The sequence below is a fragment of the Qipengyuania aestuarii genome, assembly GCF_019711535.1.
GTDB lineage: Bacteria > Pseudomonadota > Alphaproteobacteria > Sphingomonadales > Sphingomonadaceae > Qipengyuania > Qipengyuania aestuarii.
Genome location: NZ_JAIGNP010000001.1, coordinates 109550 through 134485, shown reverse-complemented (window position 1 = coordinate 134485; position 24936 = coordinate 109550). Strand labels below are relative to the sequence as shown.

The following is a 24936-nucleotide window of genomic DNA, read 5'->3' as shown; positions in this document are numbered from 1 at the left end:
AAAGCTACATCCATGGCTTCGGGCGAACTGGCATCTCCGGCACTTTCTGACGCGCTCGTCATCCTTGGCGCAGCGGGCTTGGTGATACCCGTCTTCACGCGATTCCGCATCACACCTGTGATCGGATTCATCCTCATAGGAATCCTAGTCGGACCATATGGGCTCGGCCAGTTGGTGTTTGAGCGACCGTGGCTTGAGCACATAACCATATCCGATCCAGAGGCGCTGGATATATTTGCCGAATTTGGCATCATTCTGCTGCTGTTCGCCATCGGGCTGGAATTATCGTTCAAGCGGCTCTGGCAACTGCGCAAGCTCGTATTTGGCCTTGGTGCAGCAGAACTGCTGATCGGCGGAATTTGCCTTGCCATCATCTTGTCAATGATGGGACAATATTGGATCGGCGCGCTGGCGCTAGGCTTTGCATTAGCGTTCTCCTCGACCGCAATCGTCCTGCCGATTTCGGGCAGCACCAGCCCTGTTGGACGGGCTGCTCTGTCGATGCTTCTGTTTGAAGACATCATGATCGTGCCGATCGTCTTCATTCTTGGCGCGATGGCACCCAATGCCGCATCTGAAGGCTGGGAGGGCTTGCTTACCACGATGTGGCAGGGTGCGGCGGTGATCGCGGTAATGATGATCGCCGGTCGTTTCGCTCTACCCCGTCTGTTCGCACAGGCTGCCCGCACCAAGAGTCCCGAACTGTTTCTTGCCGCTGCCATGCTCGTGGTGATCGGCGCCAGCCTTGCGACGGCGGCCGTCGGCCTCTCGCCCATTGTGGGGGCGCTGATTGCAGGTCTGCTCATCGCCGAGACCGAGTATCACAGCGAAGTCGAAAGCATCATGGAGCCTTTCAAAGGCCTCGCGCTGGGTATCTTCCTTATCACTGTCGGCATGAGCATCGACCTAGCGACCATTGCCGAACATTTCGCGCTGATCGCCACGGCAGTGTTGGGCGTGCTGACGTTTAAGGCGGTACTGACTGGCGTGCTGCTACGCCTCATGGGCGCGCGGCGCAGCACGGCGGCAGAAACCGGCATTCTGATGGCGAGCCCCTCGGAAACCACGCTGATCGTACTGGCAGCAGCCAGTTCCGCGCTGCTGATCCAGCCTGGCACGGCGCAATTCTGGCAGATCGTAACGGCGATTGGCCTCACGATAACTCCGCTTCTCGCCAGGCTTGGTCGCGTTGTTGCTCGCCGCGTGGAGCCAGCGCCCGAACTGCCGCCGGAAGACGAAGGCGAGCGCAAGGTCATTATCGTGGGCGTCGGACGGGTCGGCCGGCTGGTTGCGCAAATGCTTAAGGCGCATGATAAAGCCTACATAGCCATAGATTCCGACGCCGATCTCATTGAATACGCAAAGCGCGAAGGCTACCGTGCGACCTTTGGTGATGCGGCACGAGGCGATGCGCTGGAACGGCTGGGAGTGGAAGATGCTACTGCCGTAGTACTCACCATGGACGAACCGGTGTTGGCGGAGCGCCTGGTTCGCAAGCTTCGCTCCGAATACCCTGAACTGCTGATCGTCGCGCGCGCGCGCGACATCGCCCATGCCGCCGAACTTTACCGCGCCGGGGCAAGCCATGCCGTCCCCGAAGCGTTGGAGGCGACGCTGCAACTGTCCGAAGCGGTGCTGGTCGATATCGGCGTACCGATGGGCCCAGTCATCGCTTCAATACACGAAAAGCGCGACGAATTCCGATTGCAGATCGAAGAAGACGGCGCGCTCGGTTACAAGCCCAAGTTACGCTCTAGCACGGCAGGCAGTTGAACGATTGCGCTTCTCGCCCGTTAACAAGGCAAAGGAGAGTAAACATGAGCAACCCTGACCCAACCAAGCCGACCCCGAACGACGAGAAGTTCAAGCCGCAGAATGTTCAAGATCCGCTGAAGAACCAAGCACCAACGAACAAACGCGGCGCTCCGGGTGATACGGAAGGCTATGACATCGAGCAAGGCTCAAGCGGCGTCACGAAAAGTACGCCGAGCGCCTAAATCGTTGCGAGATGAAAACGGACGCCTGACCAGCCTTGTGCCGGTCAGGCGTTTTTTTCTGCCAGCGCCTCGCGCACGGCGGCAATTGCATCTTCTGCCTTCGCCCCGTCCGGACCACCGCCTTGCGCCATGTCGGCACGACCGCCACCGCCCTTGCCGCCCAGCGTTTCAACGCCGATGCGAACAAAATCCACTGCACTGAAGCGGTCGGTAAGATCGTCGGTGACGGCGACTGCGAAGGCACCCTTGCCCTCATTCACCGCGCAGAGCGCAGCAATGCCGGAGCCCATGCGATTTTTTGCCTCATCCAGCAGCGGCCGTAGTTCCTTCGGATTCAAACCGTCTATCACCTGACCGGAGAATTTGACGCCGCCAATTTCTTCGGCCGAGGCTGCATCTCCCGAACTGCTTCCGCCCAGTGCAAGTGCGCGCTTGGTCTCCGCCAGTTCTTTTTCGAGACGCTTGCGTTCGTCCACCAGAACAGAAACGCGAGCTGCAGCTTCATCAGGAGAAGTCTTGAGCGCTCCGGCTATGGCACGGACTGTCTGGTCGCGAGAAAGCAGCCATTGGCGCGCCGCTTCGCCGGTCAGTGCCTCGATCCGCCGGACACCCGAGCTTACCGCACTTTCGCTGACGATTTTGAACAGCCCGATATCACCCGTAGCCTCTACGTGCGTGCCGCCGCACAATTCTACCGAATAATTCTTACCCTCGCCGCTTTTGCGACCCATGGAAAGCACGCGGACTTCGTCGCCGTATTTTTCGCCAAACAGAGCCAGCGCACCGGCTGCCACTGCGTCATCGGGCGTCATCAAGCGAGTGCCGACGGTCTCGTTGGCGCGAATTTCCGCATTCACTTCTGTCTCGATGGCATCAATATCATCATCGCCAAGCGGCTTGGGATGCGAGAAATCGAAGCGGAAGCGATCGTCCGACACCAGCGACCCCTTCTGCGTTACATGCTCGCCCAGACGATCGCGCAGCGCCGCGTGCACCAGATGCGTTGCCGAATGGTTCGCGCGGATACGGTCGCGGCGCTCGGCATCAATTTCGAGATGGACTGCGTCGCCCACCTTTACGCTGCCGCTCACGATTGTCGCAACATGGGTATGCAGGCGACCGAGAGGCTTGTTGGTGGTGGAAACCTTGGCTTCCAAACCCTCGGGAATCCAGATGCGACCTGCATCGCCTGTCTGGCCTCCGCTTTCGCCGTAGAAGGGCGTCTGGTTGGTCAGAATGATGACATCATCGCCCTCGCCAGCGCTATCGACTTCCTTGCCATCCTTTACCAAGGCAACCACTTCGGCCTCGCCCGTAGTCGAACTATAACCGGTGAACTCGGTCGAACCTGCGCGCTCGGCGATGTCGAACCATACCTCCTCATTGGCCGCCTGGCCCGATCCCTTCCATGCCGCGCGGGCCGCAGCCTTCTGCTGGGCCATCGCCTCATCGAACCCTGCCTTGTCGACACCGATGCCGCGGTTGCGCAAGGCATCTTCGGTCAGGTCGTAAGGGAATCCGTAGGTATCGTACAGCTTGAACGCTGTCTCGCCGTCGAGTGTACCGCCCTCGCCCATTTCGCCGGTCGCTTCGTCGAGAAGCTTCAGACCTTTGTCGAGCGTGCGGCGGAATTGCGTTTCCTCGCGCTCCAACACTTCCTGTATGAGTGGCTGGCCGCGCACAAGTTCGGGGTAAGCCGCACCCATTTCGCTGACCAGCTCGGGCACGAGGCGATGCATCAGGGGCTCGCTCGCACCCAGCAAATGCGCGTGCCGCATGGCGCGGCGCATGATGCGGCGCAGTACATAGCCGCGGCCTTCATTGCTCGGAAGGACACCGTCGGCGAGCAGGAAGCTGGTCGAGCGGAGATGGTCGGCGATCACGCGGTGACTGGCGGTCTGATCACCCTCCGCCTTCACTCCCGTCAGCGCTTCGCTTGCTCCAATCAGAGCTTTAAACGTGTCGGTATCGTAATTGTCGTGCACACCCTGCATGACCGCAGCGACACGCTCGATCCCCATACCGGTATCGATGCTCGGCTTGGGCAAGTCGCCAACGATCTCGTCCGATTCCTGCGTGAATTGCATGAAGACGAGGTTCCAGATTTCAACGAAGCGGTCGCCGTCTTCTTCGGGCGATCCCGGAGGGCCACCCCAGATGTGATCGCCGTGGTCGTAGAAAATTTCCGAGCAGGGGCCGCAGGGCCCGTCAGAGCCCATGGCCCAGAAATTGTCCTTGGTCGGGATGCGAATGATACGCTCGTCAGCAAAGCCCGTGCGCTTCTTCCACAGGTCGAAAGCCTCGTCGTCCGTGTGGTAGACGGTGACCAGCAAACGGTCCTTGTCGAGCCCCCATTCCTTCGTCAGCAGGGTCCAGGCATGGTCGATCGCCTGTTCCTTGAAATAGTCACCGAAGCTGAAATTGCCGAGCATCTCGAAGAAAGTATGATGCCGCGCGGTGTAACCCACATTGTCGAGGTCATTGTGCTTGCCGCCGGCGCGCACGCACTTCTGCGCGCTGGTGGCGCGTGGTGCGGGCGGCGTTTCTAGACCGGTGAAAGCATTCTTGAACGGCACCATGCCCGCATTGACGAACATGAGCGTGGGATCACTGAACGGTACGAGCGGCGCGCTCTGCACTTCCTCATGCCCGTTCGAGCCAAAGTAGTCGAGAAAGGAGCGGCGGATTTCATTGGTCGACGTCATGCCGGGGCAATTAGGCAATCGGGCGGCAAGCGACAAGCAGCAAAAGCGCGACCTCTGGCGAGCGGTCGCCTACCAGATGAAATAGGCTCCACCTTTTTCCCGGGCCCGCTGCCAAGCCGGACGGGCATGGATCGCCTCAACGAACCGGGCCAACTTCGGCGCTTTTTCGCCATAGCCTTGCATAACGGCGATTTCTGCCGGGAAGCTCATCATTACATCGGCGGCGCTCCACTCGTCACCGACGAAATGAAGCGAATCTGAAATCCTGTCCTCGGCATAAGCGACGTGCGCGGACAATTGTTCGTCGATCCTCGGCATAAGGGGAGCGGCGGCTTCACCGAGACGCCCGGCATAAATTTTGAGCATGACGGGTACGAAAAACGAACTTTCGCCGAACTGCATCCATTCCAGATAGTCGATCCACGCATCGGATGAACGGTCCGGCAGCCAGTTTTCGCCACCATGACGCTCGCAAAGGTATTCGATGATCGCTCCGCTCTCGCTCACGCAGCGGCCACGATCTTCGATTAACGGCGATTTGCCGAGCGGATGCGCATCCTTCAATTCGGGCGGAGCGAGATTCGTTATCGCATCGCGCTGATAGGACACGATATCGTAATCCGCGCCCAGTTCTTCCAGCAGCCACAAGATGCGCTGTGATCTGCTATTGTTGAGGTGGTGGACTGTAATCGTCACGGCGCTCTTCCTTCTCGTTCGGTTTCTTGCCCGTCTTAAGAATCTATGTGAGGTCGGACTGTCGCCCCGAAACCGTCCTGAAGAAACCAGCTTCGCGCCTTCAAACCTTCGTCAGCGTCACCTGATGCACATCGATACCTCCCCCGCGGAAGCCACCCTCGCAATACATCAGATAGTAGCGCCAGAGGTCGCAAAAGCGCGCATCGAAACCGGAAGGCAATTTCCCCTCGGCGATTGCAGCATCGAAATTCTCGCGCCAGATCCGAAGCGTCTCCGCGTAATCCAGCCCGAAGTCGCATTGATCAGACCAGCTTAGTCCCCGCTCCTCGGCCAAGCGGCGGAATTCGCTGGTTCGAATCAGAAGACCACCGGGGAAAATGTAGGCCTGGATGAAATCCGCGCTTCTCTCATATTCGTCGAACAGGTCATCTCGCATCGAGATGTACTGGATCGCCGCCTTGCCCCCGGCTTTTAAATTCCGCGCGATGCAATCCATGTAGGTTGGCCAGTATTCACGGCCGAGCGCCTCGACCATCTCGACGCTAACGATGGCATCGTACTGACCGGCAGTATCGCGGTAGTCTTGCTTCCGGAAATCGACTTCGCGTGAGTGGTGCTGCCGCGCCCACGCCAGTTGCTCATCCGAAAGACTGATTGCAGTGACATGGCTGCCAGCGCGCTGAAAGTACGCCGCCAGAGCGCCCCAGCCACAACCGATTTCCAGCACCTTGTCCGCATCACCGATGCGCTCGGCCAAAGCTTTCCACTTGCGCTTCTGGCCTGTTTCCAGAGCATCATCACCGACCTCGAGTGCCGAAGAATAGCTCATCGTCGGATCAAGCCAGGCCTGGTAGAAATCGTTGCCGAGGTCGTAATGAGCGGAGATGTTCTTTTGCGCCCCGACATGGGTGTTGCGATTGACGAGATGCGCTAACTTTAACGAATGCCGGAAAGGGCCTTTGGCCCGCGCCGTGTCGCCGAGCCTTTCGGCGTGCTGCATGAAAAGCGCGAAGAGCGGAACCGGGTCCGGGCTCCACCACTCCCCAGCTTCCCACGCCTGATAAAGACCCACCGAGCCATTGGTCGCGATGCGAATGAGTGCGCGATAGCTGCGAAGTTCGAACACGCATTCAAAGCCCGGCGCGCGTCCGCCAAGCACCCGCGGAGATCCATCGGGCAGAGTTCCATGGATGGTCCCCGTGACAAGCGCGTCGTCTATACGCTGGAGCATTTTATCTATGCCGGGCGCGAACAGCCGCGCAAGCCAACCGGGTTTACGTGCGAAGGGCTTGGCGCCTTCGATCAGGGTGCGTCCGCGTTGACTGGCCAGGGTGTCCATGCGCCGAGCCTATGCCGCGCCATCTGCGCGCCGACAAGTCCGCTACGTCTTACTTTCCCGGTAAGCCTGCAATGCACGCTCGCGGGCTTCCTTGTGGGCGATCATCTTGACCGGATAATCCCCGCGCATGTCGTCGGGAGGATCGTGTATGCAGGCGTCCTCAACCTCGGCAAGCTCCGGGACGTACTGCCTGATAAAGTCGGCAGCATCGAACTTCTCGCTCTGCGAGAGCGGAGCCATGATGCGGCTGAACATGTTGCTGTCCACTCCGGTTCCGGAGATCCATTGCCAGTTCACGCCATTGTTCGCGTAGTCGGCATCCACGAGGCATTCCCAATACCACTGTTCGCCAAATCGCCAGTCGATCAACAGGTGCTTCACGAGGAAGCTGGCGCAAATCATCCGGACGCGATTGTGGATCCATCCTGTCTGCCACAGTTGCCGCATGCCGGCATCGACAATGGGATAGCCGGTCATGCCTTTCTGCCAGCAGCGCAGATCATCCTCTATCAGATGCCCGGCGTTGGGATTTCGCCATAAGGTGCGTTCGTCGTAGTCGCGGTAACTTTCCCGAGGGTAGGCGGGGAACTGGTCGATGACGTTCTGCGCGTAGTCACGCCAGATAATTTCCTTCGCAAAGGTCTTCCACCCGTCACTGCGCTTGTCCTTGAGTTTATGCCAGACCTGCGCCGGGCTGATTTCGCCCCAATGGAGGTGCGGCGACAGGCGTGAGGTCGTGTCCTGCGAGGGCAGATTTCGCCCGTCATCATAATCGGCGACCTCATCGGCCCACCAGTCGAGCCGTTCGTGCGCGGCATCTTCGCCGAAATCCCAGAAGTCGCGAATGCCGCCCGCCCAGTCGGGCGAGGTCGGAAGCAGGCCCCACTCTTCCAGTTCATCGCTTTCCGGCCAGCTTTCCGGCGATGAAATGTGATCAGGCTCCTCCAGCGTATCGCGCGGCGGCATCACTTCCAGCATCGCCTTGGAGAACGGCGTATAAATTTTGTAGGAATCGCCCGAGCCGGTCGTTACCGAGCCGGGCGGCAGCAGGTAGTTTCCGTCGTAGAGACACAGTTTGCGCTCGGCGCCCAAGGCATCGCGCAGTTCGTCTTCGGCTTCCTTCCACCACGGCTCGTAATGGCGCATCGCATGGATGCAGGACGCCCCAGCCCTATCGGCAATGGCAGCGAGCACCTGCGGCGCATCGCCCTTTCGCAGGATGATGCGCGAGTGCCTGCTGCCGAAGGATTTTCCCAGGCTCTCGAGCGAGTAATGAAGCCAGACCTTGGACGCGGCGCCTATCGCGTGATCACCGCCGCGGTCCTCGTCGAAAACGAACACGGGGATTACCGGACCTGCCTGTGCGGCGGCGTGCAATGCGGGGTGATCGGCCATGCGCAAATCGCGCCTGAGCCAGACGATCTGGGGAGAACTCATGACAGCGGAACGGAAGCGCGCGGGTGGTGGTTCCACACGGCATGACCAAGGCCGTGTCCACACCCGACGCTCCGCTGCCGCCGGAGTCTTTCGTGTTGCCCGAACGAGGCTTCACGATCGATCGCCCCAAGGCCATCGCCGCGGCGGCGATCTGCTGGGCCGGCTTCGCTATTCTCGTCTACGCCGTGACCCACGGAATGACTGCCGATTTCGATGCCAGGGGCCTCCTGTCCTTTCGCAGTGGCGAGGCGCTGGGGCCGAGAGGGCCGGAGATCGTTTTCGAAAGCGTGCGCGATGTCACCGCGCTGGGCGGCGTCTTTCTCCGCAATCTCTTTGCACTGGCGGCGGTGGTGGCGCTCCTGTTCCTGAAACTGCGGCGGGAAGCCATCCTCTATGCGGCAACGGTGGTTAGCGGATGGCTCGTCAACACCGGCATGAAGCTGCTCATAGGTCGCGACCGGCCGCAAATCGTGCCGCATCTGACAGAGGCGGGCGGCGAGAGCTTTCCGTCCGGCCACAGCTTTTCCGCAGCGGTCGTCTATATCGGCATGGCGCTGGCCTTTGCCGCGCTGTCCCGGAGGCAGTCGGTCCGCCTGACCGTCATCGGCTTCGCCTTGGCGCTGTCCGCCATGGTCGCCTGGAGCCGCGTGTTGCTTGGCGTCCACTTCCCCAGCGATGTGGTCGCGGGCTGGCTCGGCGGGGCCGGCTGGGCCTGTCTCGCATCGGTACTGTTCTATGCGCCGGCAAAGGCTGCTGCCGACCATGGAGAAAAAAGGAATACCGGTCCGGATCGACCCTAGCGAAAGAACTCGGTGCAGGTCTGCGGTGGCAACCGGACCGAGAAGCGGTCGCCCGCGCGAGGATCGACGAAGCGCGCATCGCGCAGCCAGAGCTGGCCTCCATCGCGCCGTTCGACGAAGGGGGCCCGCGACCAGAAGAGGAACGCCCTGACCTGCGGATCGGCCCGCGCTGCTCCCTGCAGATCGCAGGAGGGGAGAAAGGCGTCTCCCAGATATTCCACCTTTCCTGTCGCCTGCTTGCGAAATCCGGGGATGATGCCATGCCGCCCGTCAGGGTTGACGAAGATGACATCGCGCGCACGCGGATCGAAGGCGACCGGCGCGGCAATGGTTTCGCTGACCGCCATGTTGAGGGGATCCATACGCTCGACATCGTGCGTGACCAGCCAGTTCGCGCCGATGTAGGCAAGCGCAGCGCCAAGCCCGAGCCATGCAGGCCGTGTCCACACTCCTCCCCGCTTTTCGCGGCGGAGCGATAGCCACACCGAACTGCCCAAGGTCGCCCAAAGCCAAACGTCTATGATGAACAGCGTATCGCCATAGAACCAGCGATGGCTGAACGGTTCGAGCAGGCGAATGCCGTAGGTATTCAACCAGTCGAACGCCGGGTGCGTCAGACAGCCGATGAGGCTGAGCACGTAGAGCCATGCGAAACTGACCCGCCGCCGCATCTCGGGCCGCTTGCCACGCCGGGCCTGCCAGCGATCGAAACCCCACAGCAGCCCGGCGAGGATCAGCGGCAGCAGCACCATGGCCGGTGGTCCATGAGTGATTCCCCGGCGGAAGCCGAGATGCTCTACCCCGTCGAGCCAGAAAAAACAGGTCGCATCCACATCGGGCAGATTGGCGCCGATTATCAGCGCGGGCATCGCCAGCCCGGTTTTCTTCTTGAGCCCCGCCTGACCGATCACGGCCCCTATCAGGCTGTGCGTCAGATTATCCATCGGCGTTCAGATTCGAGAGGGTTTTGCTGACCCAAGTTGACACAGTTGACACAGTCCTGGGGTTGCAAACCGTGCTGCCCGATTGGGCGACAGAAACGCTGCCCTGACGAGCATTTGCGAAAGAAAAAGGTGTGGGCCGATCCATTGCCCAACGGGCGTAACGCGCGCTGGCAATGTAGGAAAGCGATTTGGTTTGCGCCGTTAATTGGCGGCGCGAACCAGTAATCTCAGATCGGATCCTGCGCCGTTCCGCTGACGGTCCAGGTCTGCCCCTTGCCGAGCAGTTTGGCGAGATTGGCTTCCTTGCCCTGGCTCGCCATCTTGCGCTCTTCGATGACAGCGTCTTCGAAGGTCGGGGTCGGATCGTCGTAAAGCACGCCGAGCGCCATCGGGAACGGGCCGAAGGGCATTTCTACCAGCATATGCGCAATCGAGCGATTGGTGACATCGTGCACAATCACTCCCGCAGCTTCCCAATCGCCATCGACCACGTCGACAACTTCGAGGCTAAGCGTCTCGCGGTTGAGCGTGATGCCCTTGCTGTCCTTGGCGAACAGCATCGGCTTGCCGTTTTCGAGCCAGAGCTGGCGATCTTCCGCACCCTTGGGGGCGGCGAAATCGTCGAACACATCCTTGTTGTAGACGATGCAGTTCTGGAAAATCTCGATGAAGGCTGCGCCCTTGTGGGCATGCGCGGCCTTGAGCACTTCGGGCAGGTTCTTCGACACGTCGAAACCGCGGCCGACGAAGCGCGCGCCTGCGCCCAGCGCAAAGGCTGCCGGGCGGGCCGGGTGATCGTAACTGCCGATGGGGGTCGAAGGCGATTTGGTGCCTTCGCGGCTGGTCGGCGAAGCCTGACCCTTGGTGAGGCCGTAGATCTCGTTGTTGAACAGCATGATCTGCATGTTCACGTTGCGGCGCAGCACATGCATCAGATGGTTGCCGCCAATGGAAAGCCCGTCGCCGTCACCCGTTACCAGCCAGACGTCGAGCTCCGGATTGGCCAGCTTCGCACCCGTCGCAAAGGCCGGCGCGCGGCCGTGGATCGTGTGGAAGCCGTAGGTTTCCATGTAATAGGGAAAGCGGCTCGAACAGCCGATGCCGCTGATGAAGACGGTCTTCGCCGGATCGCAGCCAAGTTGCGGCAGCGTGCGCTGAACGGCCTTGAGGATGGCATAGTCCCCGCAACCCGGGCACCAGCGAACTTCCTGATCGGTTTCCCAATCCTTCAGCGTGGTTTCGATCTTAACGGGTGCGTTCATTAGTCGTTCTCCGCAATCGGGCTGGGAAGCTGCTGGTCATTGACCGCAACCTCGCCGCCTTCGTTGCCTTCGATGCCGTCAAAATATTTCGCGATCTCGCGCTCTAGCTCGGCGATCTGGAATGGCTGGCCGCTGGTCTTGGTCAGCGGCTGCGCATCGACGAGGAACTGATCGCGCAGGACGGTCTTGAACTGGCCGGTGTTCATTTCCGGCACCAGCACCTTGTCGAAGCCCTTGAGCAGCTCGCCCAGATTCTTCGGCATGGGCCAGATGTGGCGCACGTGGATATGGCTGACCGAGCAACCCTTGGCGATGCTGCGGCGCACGGCCTGGTGGATCGGACCATAAGTGCTGCCCCAGCCCACGACGGCGAGCGTGCCGCTGTCTTCGCCCAGCGCCACTTCCTGATCGGGCACGGCGATATTCTCGACCTTCGCCTTACGCAGGTCGGTCATGCGCTGGTGGTTATCGGGCGAATAGTCGATATTCCCCGTTTCCTCGTGCTTTTCGATCCCGCCGATGCGGTGCATCATGCCGGGCGTGCCGGGCTTGATCCAGGGGCGCGCGCCCTTCTCGTCGCGCTTGTAAGGCAGCAGTTCCTCTCCGCGCGGTTCGGTGAGGAATTGCGCGGGGAACGGCTTGAAACCGGCGGGGTCCGGCACCTTCCACGGCTCGGCGGCATTGGCGATATAGCCATCGGTCAGCAGCATGACCGGGGTCATGTATTCGACCGCGATCCGGCAGGCCTCGATTGCGACTTCGAACGCATCAGAGGGGCTGCGCGCGGCAATCACCGGCATGGGCGCATCGCCGTTGCGGCCATAGACTGCCTGATAGAGGTCGCTCTGCTCGGTCTTGGTCGGCAGGCCGGTCGACGGACCGCCGCGCTGCGAGTTCACGATCACCAGCGGCAGTTCGGTCATGATGCCGAGGCCGATCGCCTCGGTCTTAAGCGCGATGCCCGGACCGGAGGACGAAGTTACGCCGAGCTGCCCGGCCCAGCTTGCGCCGATGGCGGCACACACGGCGGCGATTTCGTCTTCCGCCTGGAAGGTGGTGACACCGAATTCCTTCAGCCGCGCGAGGTGGTGCAGGATAGCCGAGGCGGGCGTGATGGGATAGCCGCCGAAGAACATCGGCAGTTCGGCCAGCTGCGCCCCTGCAACAAGGCCAAGCGACACGGCTTCCGCGCCGGTAATGGTGCGATAGAGACCCGGTTCGCTTTGCACCGGAGGCATGGTCAGCTGCTTGACTGGCCCTGCCAGCTCCGCCGTCTCGCCATAGGCGTGGCCCGCATCGAGCGCGGCGATATTGGCGTCGGCGATATCGGGCTTGGATTTGAACTTGGCTTTCAGCCAGTCATGGATCGGTTCGCGCGGACGGTCGAACATCCACAGCGCGAGGCCCAGCGTCCACATGTTCTTGGACCTGAGCGCATCCTTGTTGCCAAGGCCGAAGGGCTTGACCGCCTCGATCGTCTTTTCGCTGATGTCGAAAGCCAGCACGTCAAACTTCGCAAGGCTGCCGTCTTCAAGCGGGTTGGCTTCGTAATGCGCCTTGTCGAGGTTGCGTTTGGTGAAGGCGCCGGTGTCCGCGATGATCAGGCCGCCGGGCTTGAGCGCCGCAAGGTTCACCTTGAGTGCCGCCGGGTTCATCGCCACCAGCACGTCGGGCGCATCGCCTGCGGTGTTGATGGCGCGGCTGCCGAAATTGATCTGGAACGCCGAGACGCCGAACAGCGTGCCCTGCGGCGCCCGAATTTCCGCTGGGAAATCCGGGAAGGTCGCGAGATCGTTTCCGGCGAGCGCGGTGGACAGCGTGAACTGCCCTCCGGTCAGCTGCATGCCGTCACCCGAGTCGCCGGCGAAACGCACGACGATGGCATCGGGGCTTGCGGGGAGGCCGTCTTGCGGCGCGGTGGCGGCTGTTGCCATCCGTTCAAATTCCTTGTCGCGCGCCACGCGATGGGCGCAATGTCATCGGGAGCGCCACCTAGGAGGCACGCCCTGCTCTCGCAATGAAGTTTCTCTGCTAGCGGGAAAAAGGCAGGTGGAAAAGCTTTGCCGAGTGGCTAAGTCCCTTTTCGCAACTCAAGGAGAGACCCATGCCCGACACCGAACATTTCGTACGCGACGATGTTCGCACCTTCCTCGCCATGCTGCAGGCGATGGACGCAAAGGGCGTGGAAGCCGTGGGCGCGGCCGAGGGCCGCAAGCAGATGCGCGCCATGGGCGGGCTCGCCGAAGCGCCGCCGCGCGATGTTACCGTGATAAAGGATCTGACCTGCCCAGGACCGGCGGGCGACATACCGCTGCGTTTTTACGATACGCGCGAAAGCCGCGATCCCGGCCCCTGCGTGCTGTTCCTTCACGGTGGCGGCTTCGTGATCGGCGATCTGGAAGTCTACAATTCGCTGTGTACCGAGATTGCATTCCAGCTCGACCTGCCGGTGGTGTCGGTCGATTACCGTCTGGCGCCCGAGCATCCCTTCCCCGCCGCCCCCGACGATTGCGAGGCCGCCGCGCGCTGGCTCGCCTCCTCGCCCGAAGCGCTCGGGCGGGACATCACGGGTATGATTATCACGGGCGACAGTGCAGGCGGCAATCTCACCATTGTGACGACGAACCAGCTGGTCAGCCGGCCAGCCAAGGTCCCGGTCATCGTGCAGGCGCCGATCTATCCGGTTGCCAGCGACATCGCGGACCACCGGTCATTTGCCGATTTCGCCGAGGGTTACCTGCTGACTGGCGCGACGATGAGCTGGTTCACGCGGCAATATGGGGCCGACCCCGCAGATCCGCGCAACATCCCGATGGTGGGCGATTGCTCTGGCACGCCGCCGACTGTCCTGTGTACGGCGGGCCTCGATCCCTTGCGCGATTCCGGGCGCGAGTATGCCGCACATCTCGTGCAGCAGGGGACAGAGGTGGTCTATCTCGAATTCCCCGGTATAATTCATGGTTTCACGACATTGCGGAAAGCGATTCCGAGCGGCCAGCAGGACCTCGACGCCTTTCTCGATGCCGTTCATCTGATGGTGGAGCGTTACAAGTGAGCGAACTCGGTTACCGGCCCTGCGTCGGCGTAATGCTGGTAAATAGCGAAGGGCGCGTTTTCGTCGGCCGCCGGATCGACAATAAAGAAGGCGATTGGTGGCAGATGCCCCAGGGCGGCGTCGATGAAGGCGAAGATCTGAAGGAAGCGGCGCTGCGTGAACTGGCCGAGGAAACCGGGGCGCAGGCAGCGCATGTGTCGCTGATCCGTCAGACCGAGGAGCCCATTCGGTACGATTTGCCCGAGGAACTGATCGGCAAGCTGTGGGGCGGAAAATATCGCGGACAGGAGCAGGTGTGGTTCCTGGCGCGGTTCTCCGGCACCGATGACGATATCGACCTTCAGGCGCACGATCCGGCCGAATTTTGCGACTGGAAATGGGTCGATGCGGAGCAGCTGCCCGACCTGATAGTTCCTTTCAAGAAACGGGTCTACCGCGCTGTTCTGGAAGAGTTTCGCGCGCTGATCTGATCAAATCAAGCGCGGCTTGGATTGCCACACGCTGAGGACCGGCCCCAGTGCGCAGCGCTGTAACAGCAATCAGTTTTGCTGCGGCTGTGGTTCGATATTCGCCTCTGCGGTCAGAACCTGCGTATGCGGACCTGCGGCAATGGCAGCGGCAAGCTCACGCGTTTCGGGGCAATTTTCACCACAGAGGGATTGGACTTTCGCCAGGTTGAGGCGTGCCTTCTCCAGCGCGCCCTTTTCCGCCATCGCCGCACCTTCGCCCGAAATGGCGGCGAGGTTGCCCGGATCGCGGTCCAGCGCCTCGCGATAGTAACGGATCGCCTTGCCCTGCAATTCGTCGGCCCGCGCCGCTTCGCCCAAATGGAGGAAGATAGGCGTATATCCCGGATCCACGGCAAGCGCGGCTTCGAAGGCGTCGATGGCACCTTGCGTGTCACCGGCGTTGAGAGATGCTTCACCCTGAGCGATAAGCATTCCGGCCCGCGGGTCTGGGTCGCGCATTTGCCCGTAGCTAACGCTGGCAGTCATGGCGAAGGCCAGTGACAGGGCGGCGGCGGCGGGGGCAAAACGCATTATGGTCTCCGTCAGCGATCTGTGCGCGGGGGGAATGGTGCTAACCATAATCCCGGAACTATCATGGTCGAGCTGCACAGGCGATGAAAAATCCATCCGTGCCTTCACGGTACGGTGATAAGCGGATGCCGTTCCCGCGTACTCGGCCAGCGGGGAGCGAAAGCTCGTGCTGTCTGAAGCGCTGCGCCCTCTGGAGGAAGGCTGCAAACTGGTCCGCACCCTCTTCATCGAGCAGGGAGCAGGTGACATAAATCAGCCGGCCACCGGGCTTCACCAGACGGGCGGCGAGGTCAAGCAGGTCGGCCTGCAAAGCTGTCAGCCGCGCAAGCTCCTGCTCGTCCAACCGCCACCGCGCCTCTGGATTGCGCCGCCATGTGCCGGTGCCGGAACATGGCGCATCCACCATGATCGCATCCGCCTGGCCTTCGAGGTCCGCCAAGGCTTCGAACTCGCGCTTGGGGTCGAGTAGCCGCGTCTCGATGATGCTGGCCCCTGCCCGCTCGGCGCGGGGCTGCAAGCGTGAAAGACGCCCGCGGTCGGTGTCCGACGCGATCAGGTGGCCAAGGTTGTCCATCGCCGCTGCCAGCGCGAGGGTCTTGCCCCCTCCCCCGGCGCAGAGATCGATGATGGTTTCGCCGGGCTTTGCACCAACCGCAAGACAGGCGAGCTGCGAGCCAGTGTCCTGAACCTCCACCTTGCCATCGCGCCATTCAGGCCATTGCTCTACCTGCGTGCCCGCTTCAATGCGCAGGCCGTGGGGCGCAGCTGTCTGCTCGCCCGATAGCGGGAGCGAAAGCGTGGCGCGCTCTGCCTTAAGAGTGTTGACCCGCAGATCGAGCGGTGCGCGCTCAAGTAGGGCTTCGGCTTCGTCAGCCGTAATGTCAGAGGCCGCAAGTCGGCGGGCAAGCCAATCCGGGGCAATACCGCCCTGCGCAGCGATTTCGCCTTCAGCAAGGGGCGCCGGGCCGTAATTGGACCCGTCGAAGAGCGGCGCCAGGCTCTCGTCCGTCTGGGCCAACCGCAGCATCGCCGCACGGCCGGTTTCGGGAACAGGCCCGCAGGCGCGGATAGCCGAATAGACCAGTTCGCGGATGGCGCGCCGGTCCTTGGATCCTGCGAAGCGATTGCCACGAAACCACTCGGCCAGAATCCGGTCGGCAGGCGCACCTTTCGAGCGCGCGGCGTCTATGATCGTGTCGAGCAACTCTATCGAGGTCTGGACACGGGCAGCGGGGGTCATGCGTCCCCTCCCAGATCAGCGCGTCGGATAGTTGGGCGCTTCGCGAGTGATCGACACATCGTGGACGTGGCTCTCGGTCAGGCCCGCATTGGTAATGCGCACGAAGTTCGCGTTCTTGCGCAAGTCCTCGATGGTGGCGCTGCCGGTATAGCCCATGGCCGCCTTGATCCCGCCGACGAGCTGGTGAACGACCGCGCTTGCTGGCCCCTTGTACGGCACCTGGCCTTCGATGCCTTCAGGCACGAGTTTCTGCTGCGACACGTCAGCCTGGAAATAACGGTCCGCGCTGCCGCGTGCCATTGCGCCCACGCTGCCCATGCCGCGATAGCTTTTGTAGCTGCGGCCCTGATAGATGAACGTTTCGCCCGGCGCTTCCTCGGTACCGGCGAGCATGGACCCTACCATGATGGAGCTGGCGCCACCTGCCAGAGCCTTCGCCGCATCGCCACTGGTGCGAAGTCCGCCGTCGCCGATCACCGGCACGCCCTGCTTGTCCGCTTCTTCGACACTATCCATGATCGCGGTCAGCTGCGGCACACCGACACCGGCAACCACGCGCGTGGTGCAGATCGAACCCGGACCGATGCCGACCTTCACCGCATCGGCGCCAGCGCCACACAGCGCCTTGGTGGCTTCGCCCGTGGCAACATTGCCTGCGATGACCTGGACCGCATTGGAGAGCTTCTTTACGCGCTCGACCGATTTGGACACTTCCTTGTTGTGGCCGTGCGCCGTGTCGATGACAACCACGTCGACGCCCGCATCGATCAGCGCTTCGGTACGTTCGAAACCCTTGTCGCCCACAGTGGTGGCAGCAGCAACACGAAGGCGGCCCTGCTCGTCCTTGGTGGCATGCGGGTAAGCGACCGCCTTTTCGATATCCTTCACCGTGATCAGCCCAACGCAGCGCCCACCGTCGTCCACAACCAACAGCTTCTCGATCCGCCGCTGATGAAGGAGCCGGCGTGCTTCCTCCTGGCCGGTACCCAACGGCACGGTGGCGAGGTTCTCGGTGGTCATCAGTTCGCTGACCTGCTGGCGGGGGTTTTCAGCGAAGCGCACATCGCGATTGGTCAGAATGCCGACCAGCTTCCCGCTGCGATCGGTGACGGGAATGCCGCTGATGCGGTTGGCAGTCATGATCTGCTGCGCATCACCCAGCGTGGCATCGGGCAGGATGGTAATGGGATTGACGACCATACCGCTTTCATAGCGCTTCACGGCCCGCACGGCGGCGGCCTGTTCGTCGACCTCGAAATTACGGTGCAGCACACCGATACCGCCAAGCTGCGCCATGGCGATGGCCATGTCCGCCTCTGTCACAGTGTCCATGGCAGACGACAGGACCGGAATGTTGATCTGGATGTCGCGAGTGAGGCGCGTGGTAGTATTGGCCATGGATGGCAGGATATCGCTCTCGGCTGGACGCAGGAGCACGTCGTCGAAAGTAAGGCCGAGGGGGATGTCGAGATGTGCCACTGTTAAGAATCGCCTGCCGGGGGGTGAAATGTGGCGGCCCATGTAACGATGGTGACCGGGATTAGCTAGTGCTTCACTTCAAGCGTCCCTTCGCGTCGGACCAAACAAACGGAAACCGAAATATGCAAAGAAACCAGAAGAAATTACTGCTGCAAGTATCGAGAAAACACCCCCAAAATTACTCTCATAGTCGTCATTTTGGTTTTCCCTACCAATCACCGATTCAGTCGGTGTCGAACCGCTTGATATTGCAGGACTAAAAACCGGCTCAGCATACAGGGCATCCTCAAGCGTATCCCATGAAATGAGGCCATTTACGGCTCGCCAGACCTGTTCTTCGTATTGGCGATCGTACGGAAAGATAAACGCTGAGGAGCAACTTATTTGAAAAACCTGCAGAGGATAAATTTGAGGCAAGCCTTCATCTGAATCACTTGAGAAATTGCCCGCTAGCAGGATGAGCTGGGGATTCGGTCGAGTTTGAGGCAAGCCGAAAGTCGAATTGTGCCATCTTACGTGTTGTATGCCTGCAAGATTGCCTTTGAAGCTGCGATCGATCTTGATTGTAAAAAGAGCAAACTCAGCATTCTTGTATTCGGGATGCTGAACAAGCTCGTATTTTTCCACATTAGCAGAAACTATGAAATCAGCTTGATTGATATCTTCGATAACCTGCTGCTTCACCATTGCACAAGCGAAAGTGGGAACCTCCAAAAACAAAGCAATAAATGCAATTAATAGCGGACGTATAGTGTTCACTCCGCCGTCCACCCGCCATCGACGCTCCAGTTCGCGCCGTTCACGTTCTGCGCCTCGTCACGGCAAAGGAATACAGCCAGCGCGCCGAGTTCCTCGGGCTGGACGAACTTCTTCGTCGGTTGCTTGGCGAGCAGCACGTCGTTCATCACCTGCTCGCGCGTCATCCCGCGGGCCTTCATCGTGTCCGGTATCTGGTTTTCCACCAGCGGCGTCCAGACATAACCGGGGCTGATGCAGTTCGCGGTAATGCCGTGTTCGGCCAGTTCGAGCGCGATCGTCTTGGTGAATCCGGCAAGTCCATGCTTTGCCGAAATATAGGCGCTTTTGTAGGGCGAGGCCGCTTTCGAATGCGCGCTGGCGGTATTGATGATGCGCCCCCAGCCCTTCTCTTTCATTCCCGGGACGGAAAGGCGCGTGGTATGGAAGGCAGCCGTGAGATTGAGCGCGATGATCGTGTCCCATTTCTCGACTGGGAATTCTTCCACCGGAGATACATGCTGCAGACCTGCATTGTTGACGAGAATGTCCACCCCGCCCGCCTCCGCCATCATCTCCTCGATCTGAGCTACGTCGGTCAGATCGGAACCGGAGTGTGTGGCGCCCAGTTCCTCGCACAATTTTGCGATTTCGCTCTCATCGCCAAAGCCGTTGAGGACGATGCTGGCCCCCTCCCTGGCCAAGGCCCTGGCGATGGCGAGGCCGATGCCGCTGGTCGATCCGGTGACTAGTGCGCGCTTACCTTCGAGAAACATTTTGCTCTCCGAGCGTTGGGGCTACAATCAGTCACGGCCATCGCGCACAGGGAGCGCGCTGTAAAGCGGCCAATACAGAGGGGACTCACATGCGGCTCAATCCATTCGATACCAGTAAGATCGACGTCGGAACTACCGGTGGTCGGGGCGGCGTTGGCAAGGCCGGGGGCATCGGCTGCGGCACGATCATCCTCGCAGCGCTGGGATACTTCGTCTTCGGATTGGACCCCATGCAGACTGCGGCCACAGTCGAAAGTGTCCAGCAAGGATCGGCGGAGCAAGTTCCACAGAACGAAGATGAACAGGCGATCTGTTCCTCGAACGCCTATGCCACCGAGACCTGTAATGCACTAACCTCGCTCAACGACACCTGGGCGCGGGTTTTCCGCGAACAGGGCTTGGGCGACCGCTTCCGTCAACCCGGATTGCGCTTCGCGACCGCCAATCAGTTCCAGACAGGATGCGGTACAGGGTCCGTCGGTATGGGCCCCTTTTACTGCCCCGCCGACCAGCGTATTTATATCGACGTTAATTTTTACGACCAACTTGCTCAAATGAGTGGCAACCGCGGCGATTTCGCACGCTATTATGTGGTCGCCCATGAATATGGTCATCACATCCAGACGATCACCGGCATTTCCGGTCAGATAGCAAGCGCTCAGCAGCAGAACCCGCGCGCGGCCAATCAGCTTCAGGTCCGGATGGAGTTGCAGGCCGACTGTTATGCCGGCGTATGGGCTGGCAAGAACCGCAATCTCATCGAGCCCGGCGACATCGAGGAAGGCATGCAAGCAGCAGCAGCCATCGGCGACGATCGCCTGACCGGCGGCCGCGTTTCCTCCGAAAACTTCACCCACGGCACCAGCGCCCAGCGCAGCGAGGCATTGCGTGCCGGGCTCAGGGGCGATGACAGCGTTTGCGACCAATATACCAATATGGGCTAAGTGCCTCCTTGGAATGGAGCAAAAAGGGGCGTGGTCCGAGCTGGCCGCGCCCCTTTTTTTTCAGCACGAATGAACGTCATTCTTCCAACAATTTCTTGAACTGTTCTGCTGGCGGCGGGATTTCTACGGAACAAGCTGGTCTCTCAACCACTGGATGGGTTCATCTCCCCGGTCAAAAGGGAAAGACCAGAATGGAAAAACAGGACCGTCAGACTGTGCTGACCGCCCCCCAGCTTCGCCTGATGGGCAGCGTGGATGAGGCGATGTATGCCGAATTCCGTAATCAGTTGAGCGCGGCGCCAAAAGAGGGGCCTCTGGTCGTTGCGCTAACCACCCTTGGCGGCAACCCGGAAATCGCGCGGGCGATGGCGGACGATATTCGCCTTCTGCGCGAAGCAGGGCGCACGATATATTTCCTTGGCAAAGCCGCGGTGTACTCCGCCGGAGCGACTTTCATGGCGGGCTTCCCCGTCGAATGCCGCTTCTTAACGCGCGACACCACATTGCTGGTGCACGAGCGCCAGATCGCCAAAACTATAAACCTTTCCGGACCGCTGCGCAGCTGCATCGCGCAGCTCAAAGCCGCGCTGAACGAAATCGACCAGTCGATCGCCATCGAGGAAGCGGGCTTCAGGTCTCTGGCAGATGGATCCGAGGTCGACTTCGAGGAAATTCGGGATAAGGCGCCTGACAACTGGTATATCGGTTCAGAAGAAGCAAAACGCCGCGGATTGATTTCGGATATCATCTGAGGCTCGGTCAGATTAGGATCGCCAAATGATCAGGACGTTCATCTCCCTGGCCGCTTTGGCTGCGAGCCCACTGGCCGCACAAGACGCCGATCCCCAAACGGTCCACGAAACCACGCTGGTAATGCTGGAAACCACCGCTGGAGATATCACGGTGGCACTGGAAACCGAACGGGCACCGCTAACCTCGCGCAATTTCCTCCGTTACGTGGATGAAGATCGGTTCGATGGCACCGTGTTCTATCGCGCCATGCATCTCGACTGGGGGGATCCGCCCAATGGTTTGATCCAGGGCGGGACTCAGAACGATCCGGACCGCATTCTGGACGGGATAGCGCACGAGCCCACCGACCAGACCGGTCTGACCCATACCGATGGCGCACTTTCGATGGCGCGTCTCGAACCCGGTACTGCGACGGGCGACTTTTCGATCATGATCAAGGATCAGACCGGCTTGGACGCCCATGCAGCCAGCGAAGATCCCAACCTACGCGCAGGCTATGCAGTTTTCGGTTATGTCGTCGAGGGGATGGATGTCGTCCGTGCGATCCACGCCTCGCCGCGCGATCCGGAGGCTGGCGAAGGCTGGATGAAAGGTCAGATGCTGGCGCAACCGGTAACGATAATCGATGTCAGGCGAGTTTCGGAAGACTAACGACGCGCGCTCGCAATACGGTCTCCGAGTAGATCGAGAAATTCAGCGAAATCGTCTTTGGAGCGGAAATTATCCGACCCGATCCGAATTTTCTCGCCGTTATCGCTCACGATCTTCACGAAATGATTACCCTTGTACCTACTGAGCGAGACATCGACAATCGAGGCATAGGACAGGCGCCTGGATTTGCGCGAGAGTGGGCTCCCCCTCCCTTCAACTGCGTTGCCGTCGAGGGTGAGAAAGGTCTTGGAAGTCAGGCCTGACACGAGTTCCAGACCACCCGCGAACGCCGCCGCGACAGCAAAGAGAGCCAGAAGACCGAAAAGCAAGTCGGCTCCGAGCGGCCCCAGGGTGATCATTCCATTGATGACCACTCCTCGTGGGTCGAGGACCTTTTCGACCATGACGAGGGCACCGGCACCGAAGAGGATCAAGCACAAAAACATGGTCAGCGGTTTAGGCGTTATGTCGAACTTGCGCACCGCATGACCAGCTAGGGGATCTCCTTTCAATCCACCGCTGCCTGCCGGCGACAAGCCGTCTAGTTTTGCCGGGCGCCCTCCCGGAGCCAGCCCCTTACGGCCGAAACTCATGCTCCACCCGCTTTCTGATTTTGATCCGCAACTTAACGCTAGAAGCTGGCTGTAAAAGTTCCGTTACAACTCAAAGAGGCTCTCAACATTCCTCTGCGGTATTCTTCGGGATTGGCCCAGGCGGCACGCGTGCGGCGCTCATCCAGAAGGGATCGGACTTGAGACGATGGTTTGCCCCATACGCCTTGGCCAGTGCTGAGTAGAGCTGAGGGTCGTAATCCTTCAGGTCTGGATGGTTTAAAATGCGCGTCCCTTCGACCACAACCAAACGGTTGGAATTGAACCAGATCTGGGTGCCTTCCGCCCAATATTCCTGGATGGTCGTGGTCGCATATTCGTTGAGCCACAGATCACTCGCCAGCGCATTGGCGTAGGCTTCCTCGACTTCGCGATACAGCTTCGGATCCACAGCCTCGATGGCGAAAAGGATATTGTGCGCCATCTCGTGCACGAAGATCGTTTCGCCCCAGTAGCGCGTGGTCGGCAGACCCAGCACATCCTCTTCCGAGCCGACTGAGCGCGGCCCGCCAATGCCGCGGGCGCGCGCATCCCAATAGGCACGGTCGCTCATGGCACCGATGCGGGTATCATAATGCTTGAGTTCGCAGCGCGTCAGCCTCGGATCGTCCCGCGCTGGCTTGGTCCAGTTTGCCTTGTCCGGCAGATCGAGCAGCGCCTCTTGCTCGGCGATAATCGCCACCCGGTAGTCGTTGGCAGCAAGCCAGTTGGCCAGCTCGGGACGATTGCTCAGCATGCCCCGGGTCATGTCGCGCGCGGCGAGCAGCGCTTCGTCAGGGACCCGCTCGCTCGACTGGATTGGGATTCCGTCCGCGACGACCTGTTTGCGGTAAAACCCTTCACTTTCCGGCAAGCGCTGCACGGTAACGCAGCCGGTGGCTAGCAGCGCAAGGATGGCAACGGCGCGTTTCATAGTAGACGCGCGCGTTGTTCCGGCGTGAGCTGTGCGCAGGCCTGCGTCTTGCCGAACCAGCGGTAGCGATTGCGAGCAATCATCCGATAGATCGCATCGCGCAGTGGCCGCGGCACAAGCCGTGCGACGAGGGTAAGCCTCCACATCCCGCCAAGCCTCTTGGCCAGCTGAAAATACCCCTCGCTCATCCCGTAAGCCCTGCCATCGGCAAGGAAGAGGTAGGTTTCATCGATGGCCATTTCGTAATGGCGATACAGCGCACTACCTAGCGGACCCTGAGCGCTGGTGAAGGCGATGGCGCCCTTGCGGTCCTGCTTCATCAGGAAGTTCACCCCTCCCGAACAAAGCACGCAGATATTGTCGAAGATGAAGAGCGGGCGGCTATCGTCGAATAGAGGAACGTCGGGGTCTTCCCGATAGCTGTAAGGTGGTCGTATCACTCGTCTATCCAGCTTACGTCGAGCTCGGCAAAGGCATTCCGGTATTCGTCGAGCGTTATGACATCCAGGCACGGCCTCGCACCTGGCGCCAGCTGTACACCGCGCGCGAGTTTCCTGGCGATGAGGATGACCGGGATAACTGGTATATTCGGGCCGTCACCACTGCGCGCGATGATCCAGTGCCGCCGGCTGACGGACTGCCCGGCAGGATCCACGCCTTCGATAACCATATAAAACCCGCTGCGCCCCTTGCTCAAGTCATTGAAGGGGCGAGACAGCTGGACAAGCAGCGGCGCGAAGCGCGCCAGATTGGGTAGCAGCCGCCATCGCCGCAGCAATCCCGCAATCCACAAACCGAAGTGGAGCGGCGCAACTTCGTGGCCTGCAAGAAAGCGATGGTCGGTAAGGCCACGGTAACGCTGAGGGAAAATCTCCAGATCGGGAACGTTACCGGCGGAGAACCAGCGTGTGCCCAATTCAGGATAGGTCACGGATTCCAGCCCCCGCCACCCTGTCTCGCGCTGCATCCTCCCCTGACGCAAGCGTGTGAAGTGCTCGCCGACGTAGGACAGCACCGCCGCCACCGTCCCAGCCCCGCGATTGGCCTGCTCGGCTCCGCTGATGCCATATTCGACGCAGCGTAATTCTGCCATTTCGCCGAGCGCCGCATCGCAATAGGCTGCGGTCAGCGCGGGCACGGAGCTTGCGCCTGCCAGCACCACCACGCCGCGCGCCTTGGCGTCAACTTCGAGCTCCGTAATGCCGCAAACGAAGTCGCGCGCATCCGCGATGTCACAGTAATGCGCTCCGGCCGAGATGGCCGCGCGTGCGACGCCGTAACCCTGCCCATTGTAAGGGCCAACCATGTTTATCACGAGGTCTGGGTCGATGCCGCGCAGCATCTCCTCCGGCGGAGATGTAATATCGACCGTCTCGCCGGTAGCTGGATTGGCGGCACCCAGCATTGCGGCAAAGCGGCGGGCCTTGGCCCCATCGCGCCCGCAGATCACCAGTTCGATCTGCGGATCGCTTGCCAGGGCGCGCGCGACATAGCCGCCGAAATTGCCGTAACCTCCGATGACAGCGACGCGCAGGGGCCGACCCGGCGCGCGCGCCACC

Annotated in this window: 24 protein-coding genes; 8 read left to right on the top strand and 16 right to left on the bottom strand. The window is 60.7% G+C overall.

Annotated elements, in window-relative coordinates; all coding sequences use genetic code 11:
• Positions 1-12 precede the first annotated feature (12 nt).
• The gene (locus K3175_RS00680) at positions 13-1773 is read left to right on the top strand and encodes a cation:proton antiporter domain-containing protein (RefSeq protein WP_221541457.1); all 1761 of its coding nucleotides are present in this window, start codon (positions 13-15) and stop codon (positions 1771-1773) included.
• Between the two features lie 44 nt (positions 1774-1817).
• Positions 1818-1997, top strand: a complete 180-nt coding sequence (locus K3175_RS00675; protein WP_221541456.1) for a hypothetical protein — start codon at positions 1818-1820, stop codon at positions 1995-1997.
• A 44-nt stretch (positions 1998-2041) separates the two neighbouring features.
• Here K3175_RS00675 and alaS read toward each other — a convergent pair whose 3' ends face one another.
• From alaS to K3175_RS00655, 4 genes are all read right to left on the bottom strand, one after another.
• Complete coding sequence (gene alaS / locus K3175_RS00670) at positions 2042-4702, bottom strand: alanine--tRNA ligase (RefSeq protein WP_221541455.1); 2661 nt, start codon at positions 4700-4702, stop codon at positions 2042-2044.
• Positions 4703-4771: 69 nt separating this feature from the next.
• Positions 4772-5398, bottom strand: a complete 627-nt coding sequence (locus K3175_RS00665; protein WP_221541454.1) for a glutathione S-transferase family protein — start codon at positions 5396-5398, stop codon at positions 4772-4774.
• Between the two features lie 100 nt (positions 5399-5498).
• Entirely contained in the window at positions 5499-6737 is a 1239-nt protein-coding gene (locus tag K3175_RS00660; RefSeq protein ID WP_221541453.1) for an SAM-dependent methyltransferase, read from the bottom strand.
• Positions 6738-6779: 42 nt separating this feature from the next.
• Positions 6780-8174, bottom strand: coding sequence for a cryptochrome/photolyase family protein (locus K3175_RS00655; protein WP_221541452.1), 1395 nt, complete (start codon positions 8172-8174; stop codon positions 6780-6782).
• A 23-nt stretch (positions 8175-8197) separates the two neighbouring features.
• On the opposite strand from K3175_RS00655, the gene K3175_RS00650 reads away from it, so the two are divergent.
• On the top strand, positions 8198-8974 hold the full coding sequence (locus K3175_RS00650; RefSeq protein WP_345719287.1) for a phosphatase PAP2 family protein: 777 nt from the start codon (positions 8198-8200) through the stop codon (positions 8972-8974).
• Here K3175_RS00650 and K3175_RS00645 read toward each other — a convergent pair.
• From K3175_RS00645 to K3175_RS00635, 3 genes are all read right to left on the bottom strand, one after another.
• Positions 8971-9918, bottom strand: a complete 948-nt coding sequence (locus K3175_RS00645) for a metal-dependent hydrolase (protein WP_221541451.1) — start codon at positions 9916-9918, stop codon at positions 8971-8973. The genes K3175_RS00650 and K3175_RS00645 overlap by 4 nt on opposite strands.
• 227 nt (positions 9919-10145) lie before the next feature.
• Entirely contained in the window at positions 10146-11180 is a 1035-nt protein-coding gene (locus K3175_RS00640; protein ID WP_221541450.1) for a 2-oxoacid:ferredoxin oxidoreductase subunit beta, read from the bottom strand.
• Positions 11180-13114, bottom strand: a complete 1935-nt coding sequence (locus tag K3175_RS00635) for a 2-oxoacid:acceptor oxidoreductase subunit alpha (protein ID WP_221541449.1) — start codon at positions 13112-13114, stop codon at positions 11180-11182. Before K3175_RS00635 ends, K3175_RS00640 begins: the two co-directional genes overlap by 1 nt.
• Before the next feature lie 170 nt (positions 13115-13284).
• Between K3175_RS00635 and K3175_RS00630 the strand changes: the two genes are divergently transcribed.
• Together K3175_RS00630 and K3175_RS00625 are read left to right on the top strand one after the other, a co-directional pair.
• Positions 13285-14235, top strand: coding sequence for an alpha/beta hydrolase (locus tag K3175_RS00630; RefSeq protein ID WP_221541448.1), 951 nt, complete (start codon positions 13285-13287; stop codon positions 14233-14235).
• Complete coding sequence (locus tag K3175_RS00625; RefSeq protein WP_221541447.1) at positions 14232-14705, top strand: RNA pyrophosphohydrolase; 474 nt, start codon at positions 14232-14234, stop codon at positions 14703-14705. Before K3175_RS00630 ends, K3175_RS00625 begins: the two co-directional genes overlap by 4 nt.
• Positions 14706-14774: 69 nt before the next feature.
• Here K3175_RS00625 and K3175_RS00620 read toward each other — a convergent pair whose 3' ends face one another.
• From K3175_RS00620 to K3175_RS00600, 5 genes are all read right to left on the bottom strand, one after another.
• Entirely contained in the window at positions 14775-15275 is a 501-nt protein-coding gene (locus tag K3175_RS00620; RefSeq protein WP_221541446.1) for a tetratricopeptide repeat protein, read from the bottom strand.
• A 61-nt stretch (positions 15276-15336) separates the two neighbouring features.
• A complete protein-coding gene (locus tag K3175_RS00615) occupies positions 15337-16515 on the bottom strand; it encodes an RsmB/NOP family class I SAM-dependent RNA methyltransferase (protein WP_221541445.1) in 1179 nt (392 codons plus the stop codon).
• A gap of 15 nt (positions 16516-16530) precedes the next feature.
• Entirely contained in the window at positions 16531-18036 is a 1506-nt protein-coding gene (guaB, locus tag K3175_RS00610; RefSeq protein WP_221541444.1) for an IMP dehydrogenase, read from the bottom strand.
• Between the two features lie 36 nt (positions 18037-18072).
• Positions 18073-18753, bottom strand: coding sequence for a hypothetical protein (locus K3175_RS00605; protein WP_221541443.1), 681 nt, complete (start codon positions 18751-18753; stop codon positions 18073-18075).
• Positions 18750-19505 (bottom strand): 3-hydroxybutyrate dehydrogenase, encoded by a 756-nt coding sequence (locus K3175_RS00600; protein ID WP_221541442.1) that lies wholly within the window; start codon positions 19503-19505, stop codon positions 18750-18752. Before K3175_RS00600 ends, K3175_RS00605 begins: the two co-directional genes overlap by 4 nt.
• Before the next feature lie 89 nt (positions 19506-19594).
• Here K3175_RS00600 and ypfJ point away from each other — a divergent pair, with 89 nt between their 5' ends.
• From ypfJ to K3175_RS00585, 3 genes are all read left to right on the top strand, one after another.
• Complete coding sequence (gene ypfJ, locus K3175_RS00595) at positions 19595-20449, top strand: KPN_02809 family neutral zinc metallopeptidase (RefSeq protein ID WP_221541441.1); 855 nt, start codon at positions 19595-19597, stop codon at positions 20447-20449.
• Positions 20450-20640: 191 nt separating this feature from the next.
• Positions 20641-21201, top strand: coding sequence for an ATP-dependent Clp protease proteolytic subunit (locus K3175_RS00590; protein ID WP_221542299.1), 561 nt, complete (start codon positions 20641-20643; stop codon positions 21199-21201).
• Between the two features lie 25 nt (positions 21202-21226).
• A complete protein-coding gene (locus tag K3175_RS00585; protein WP_221541440.1) occupies positions 21227-21853 on the top strand; it encodes a peptidylprolyl isomerase in 627 nt (208 codons plus the stop codon).
• Here K3175_RS00585 and K3175_RS00580 read toward each other — a convergent pair.
• The 4 genes from K3175_RS00580 to K3175_RS00565 all read right to left on the bottom strand — a co-directional run bounded on the left by K3175_RS00580 (position 21850) and on the right by K3175_RS00565 (position 24935).
• Positions 21850-22446 carry a hypothetical protein gene (locus K3175_RS00580; RefSeq protein ID WP_221541439.1) on the bottom strand — a complete coding sequence of 199 codons (597 nt, stop codon included), beginning with the start codon at positions 22444-22446 and terminating at the stop codon, positions 21850-21852. The two genes, K3175_RS00585 and K3175_RS00580, sit on opposite strands and share 4 nt — an antisense overlap.
• An 82-nt stretch (positions 22447-22528) precedes the next feature.
• On the bottom strand, positions 22529-23377 hold the full coding sequence (locus tag K3175_RS00575) for a glycoside hydrolase (protein WP_247710606.1): 849 nt from the start codon (positions 23375-23377) through the stop codon (positions 22529-22531).
• A complete protein-coding gene (locus tag K3175_RS00570) occupies positions 23374-23817 on the bottom strand; it encodes a thiol-disulfide oxidoreductase DCC family protein (RefSeq protein ID WP_345719286.1) in 444 nt (147 codons plus the stop codon). Before K3175_RS00570 ends, K3175_RS00575 begins: the two co-directional genes overlap by 4 nt.
• Positions 23814-24935 carry a saccharopine dehydrogenase family protein gene (locus tag K3175_RS00565; RefSeq protein WP_221541438.1) on the bottom strand — a complete coding sequence of 374 codons (1122 nt, stop codon included), beginning with the start codon at positions 24933-24935 and terminating at the stop codon, positions 23814-23816. Before K3175_RS00565 ends, K3175_RS00570 begins: the two co-directional genes overlap by 4 nt.
• Position 24936: the final 1 nt, after the last annotated feature.

Coding starts and splice junctions, on each gene's coding strand:
- K3175_RS00680 (WP_221541457.1), top strand. CDS start 13: ATGGCTTCGGGCGAACTGGCATCTCCGGCACTTTCTGACGCGCTCGTC.
- K3175_RS00675 (WP_221541456.1), top strand. CDS start 1,818: ATGAGCAACCCTGACCCAACCAAGCCGACCCCGAACGACGAGAAGTTC.
- alaS (WP_221541455.1), bottom strand. CDS start 4,702: ATGACGTCGACCAATGAAATCCGCCGCTCCTTTCTCGACTACTTTGGC.
- K3175_RS00660 (WP_221541453.1), bottom strand. CDS start 6,737: ATGGACACCCTGGCCAGTCAACGCGGACGCACCCTGATCGAAGGCGCC.
- K3175_RS00655 (WP_221541452.1), bottom strand. CDS start 8,174: ATGAGTTCTCCCCAGATCGTCTGGCTCAGGCGCGATTTGCGCATGGCC.
- K3175_RS00645 (WP_221541451.1), bottom strand. CDS start 9,918: ATGGATAATCTGACGCACAGCCTGATAGGGGCCGTGATCGGTCAGGCG.
- K3175_RS00640 (WP_221541450.1), bottom strand. CDS start 11,180: ATGAACGCACCCGTTAAGATCGAAACCACGCTGAAGGATTGGGAAACC.
- K3175_RS00635 (WP_221541449.1), bottom strand. CDS start 13,114: ATGGCAACAGCCGCCACCGCGCCGCAAGACGGCCTCCCCGCAAGCCCC.
- K3175_RS00630 (WP_221541448.1), top strand. CDS start 13,285: ATGCCCGACACCGAACATTTCGTACGCGACGATGTTCGCACCTTCCTC.
- K3175_RS00620 (WP_221541446.1), bottom strand. CDS start 15,275: ATGCGTTTTGCCCCCGCCGCCGCCGCCCTGTCACTGGCCTTCGCCATG.
- K3175_RS00615 (WP_221541445.1), bottom strand. CDS start 16,515: ATGACCCCCGCTGCCCGTGTCCAGACCTCGATAGAGTTGCTCGACACG.
- guaB (WP_221541444.1), bottom strand. CDS start 18,036: ATGGGCCGCCACATTTCACCCCCCGGCAGGCGATTCTTAACAGTGGCA.
- K3175_RS00600 (WP_221541442.1), bottom strand. CDS start 19,505: ATGTTTCTCGAAGGTAAGCGCGCACTAGTCACCGGATCGACCAGCGGC.
- ypfJ (WP_221541441.1), top strand. CDS start 19,595: ATGCGGCTCAATCCATTCGATACCAGTAAGATCGACGTCGGAACTACC.
- K3175_RS00590 (WP_221542299.1), top strand. CDS start 20,641: ATGGAAAAACAGGACCGTCAGACTGTGCTGACCGCCCCCCAGCTTCGC.
- K3175_RS00585 (WP_221541440.1), top strand. CDS start 21,227: ATGATCAGGACGTTCATCTCCCTGGCCGCTTTGGCTGCGAGCCCACTG.
- K3175_RS00580 (WP_221541439.1), bottom strand. CDS start 22,446: ATGAGTTTCGGCCGTAAGGGGCTGGCTCCGGGAGGGCGCCCGGCAAAA.
- K3175_RS00575 (WP_247710606.1), bottom strand. CDS start 23,377: ATGAAACGCGCCGTTGCCATCCTTGCGCTGCTAGCCACCGGCTGCGTT.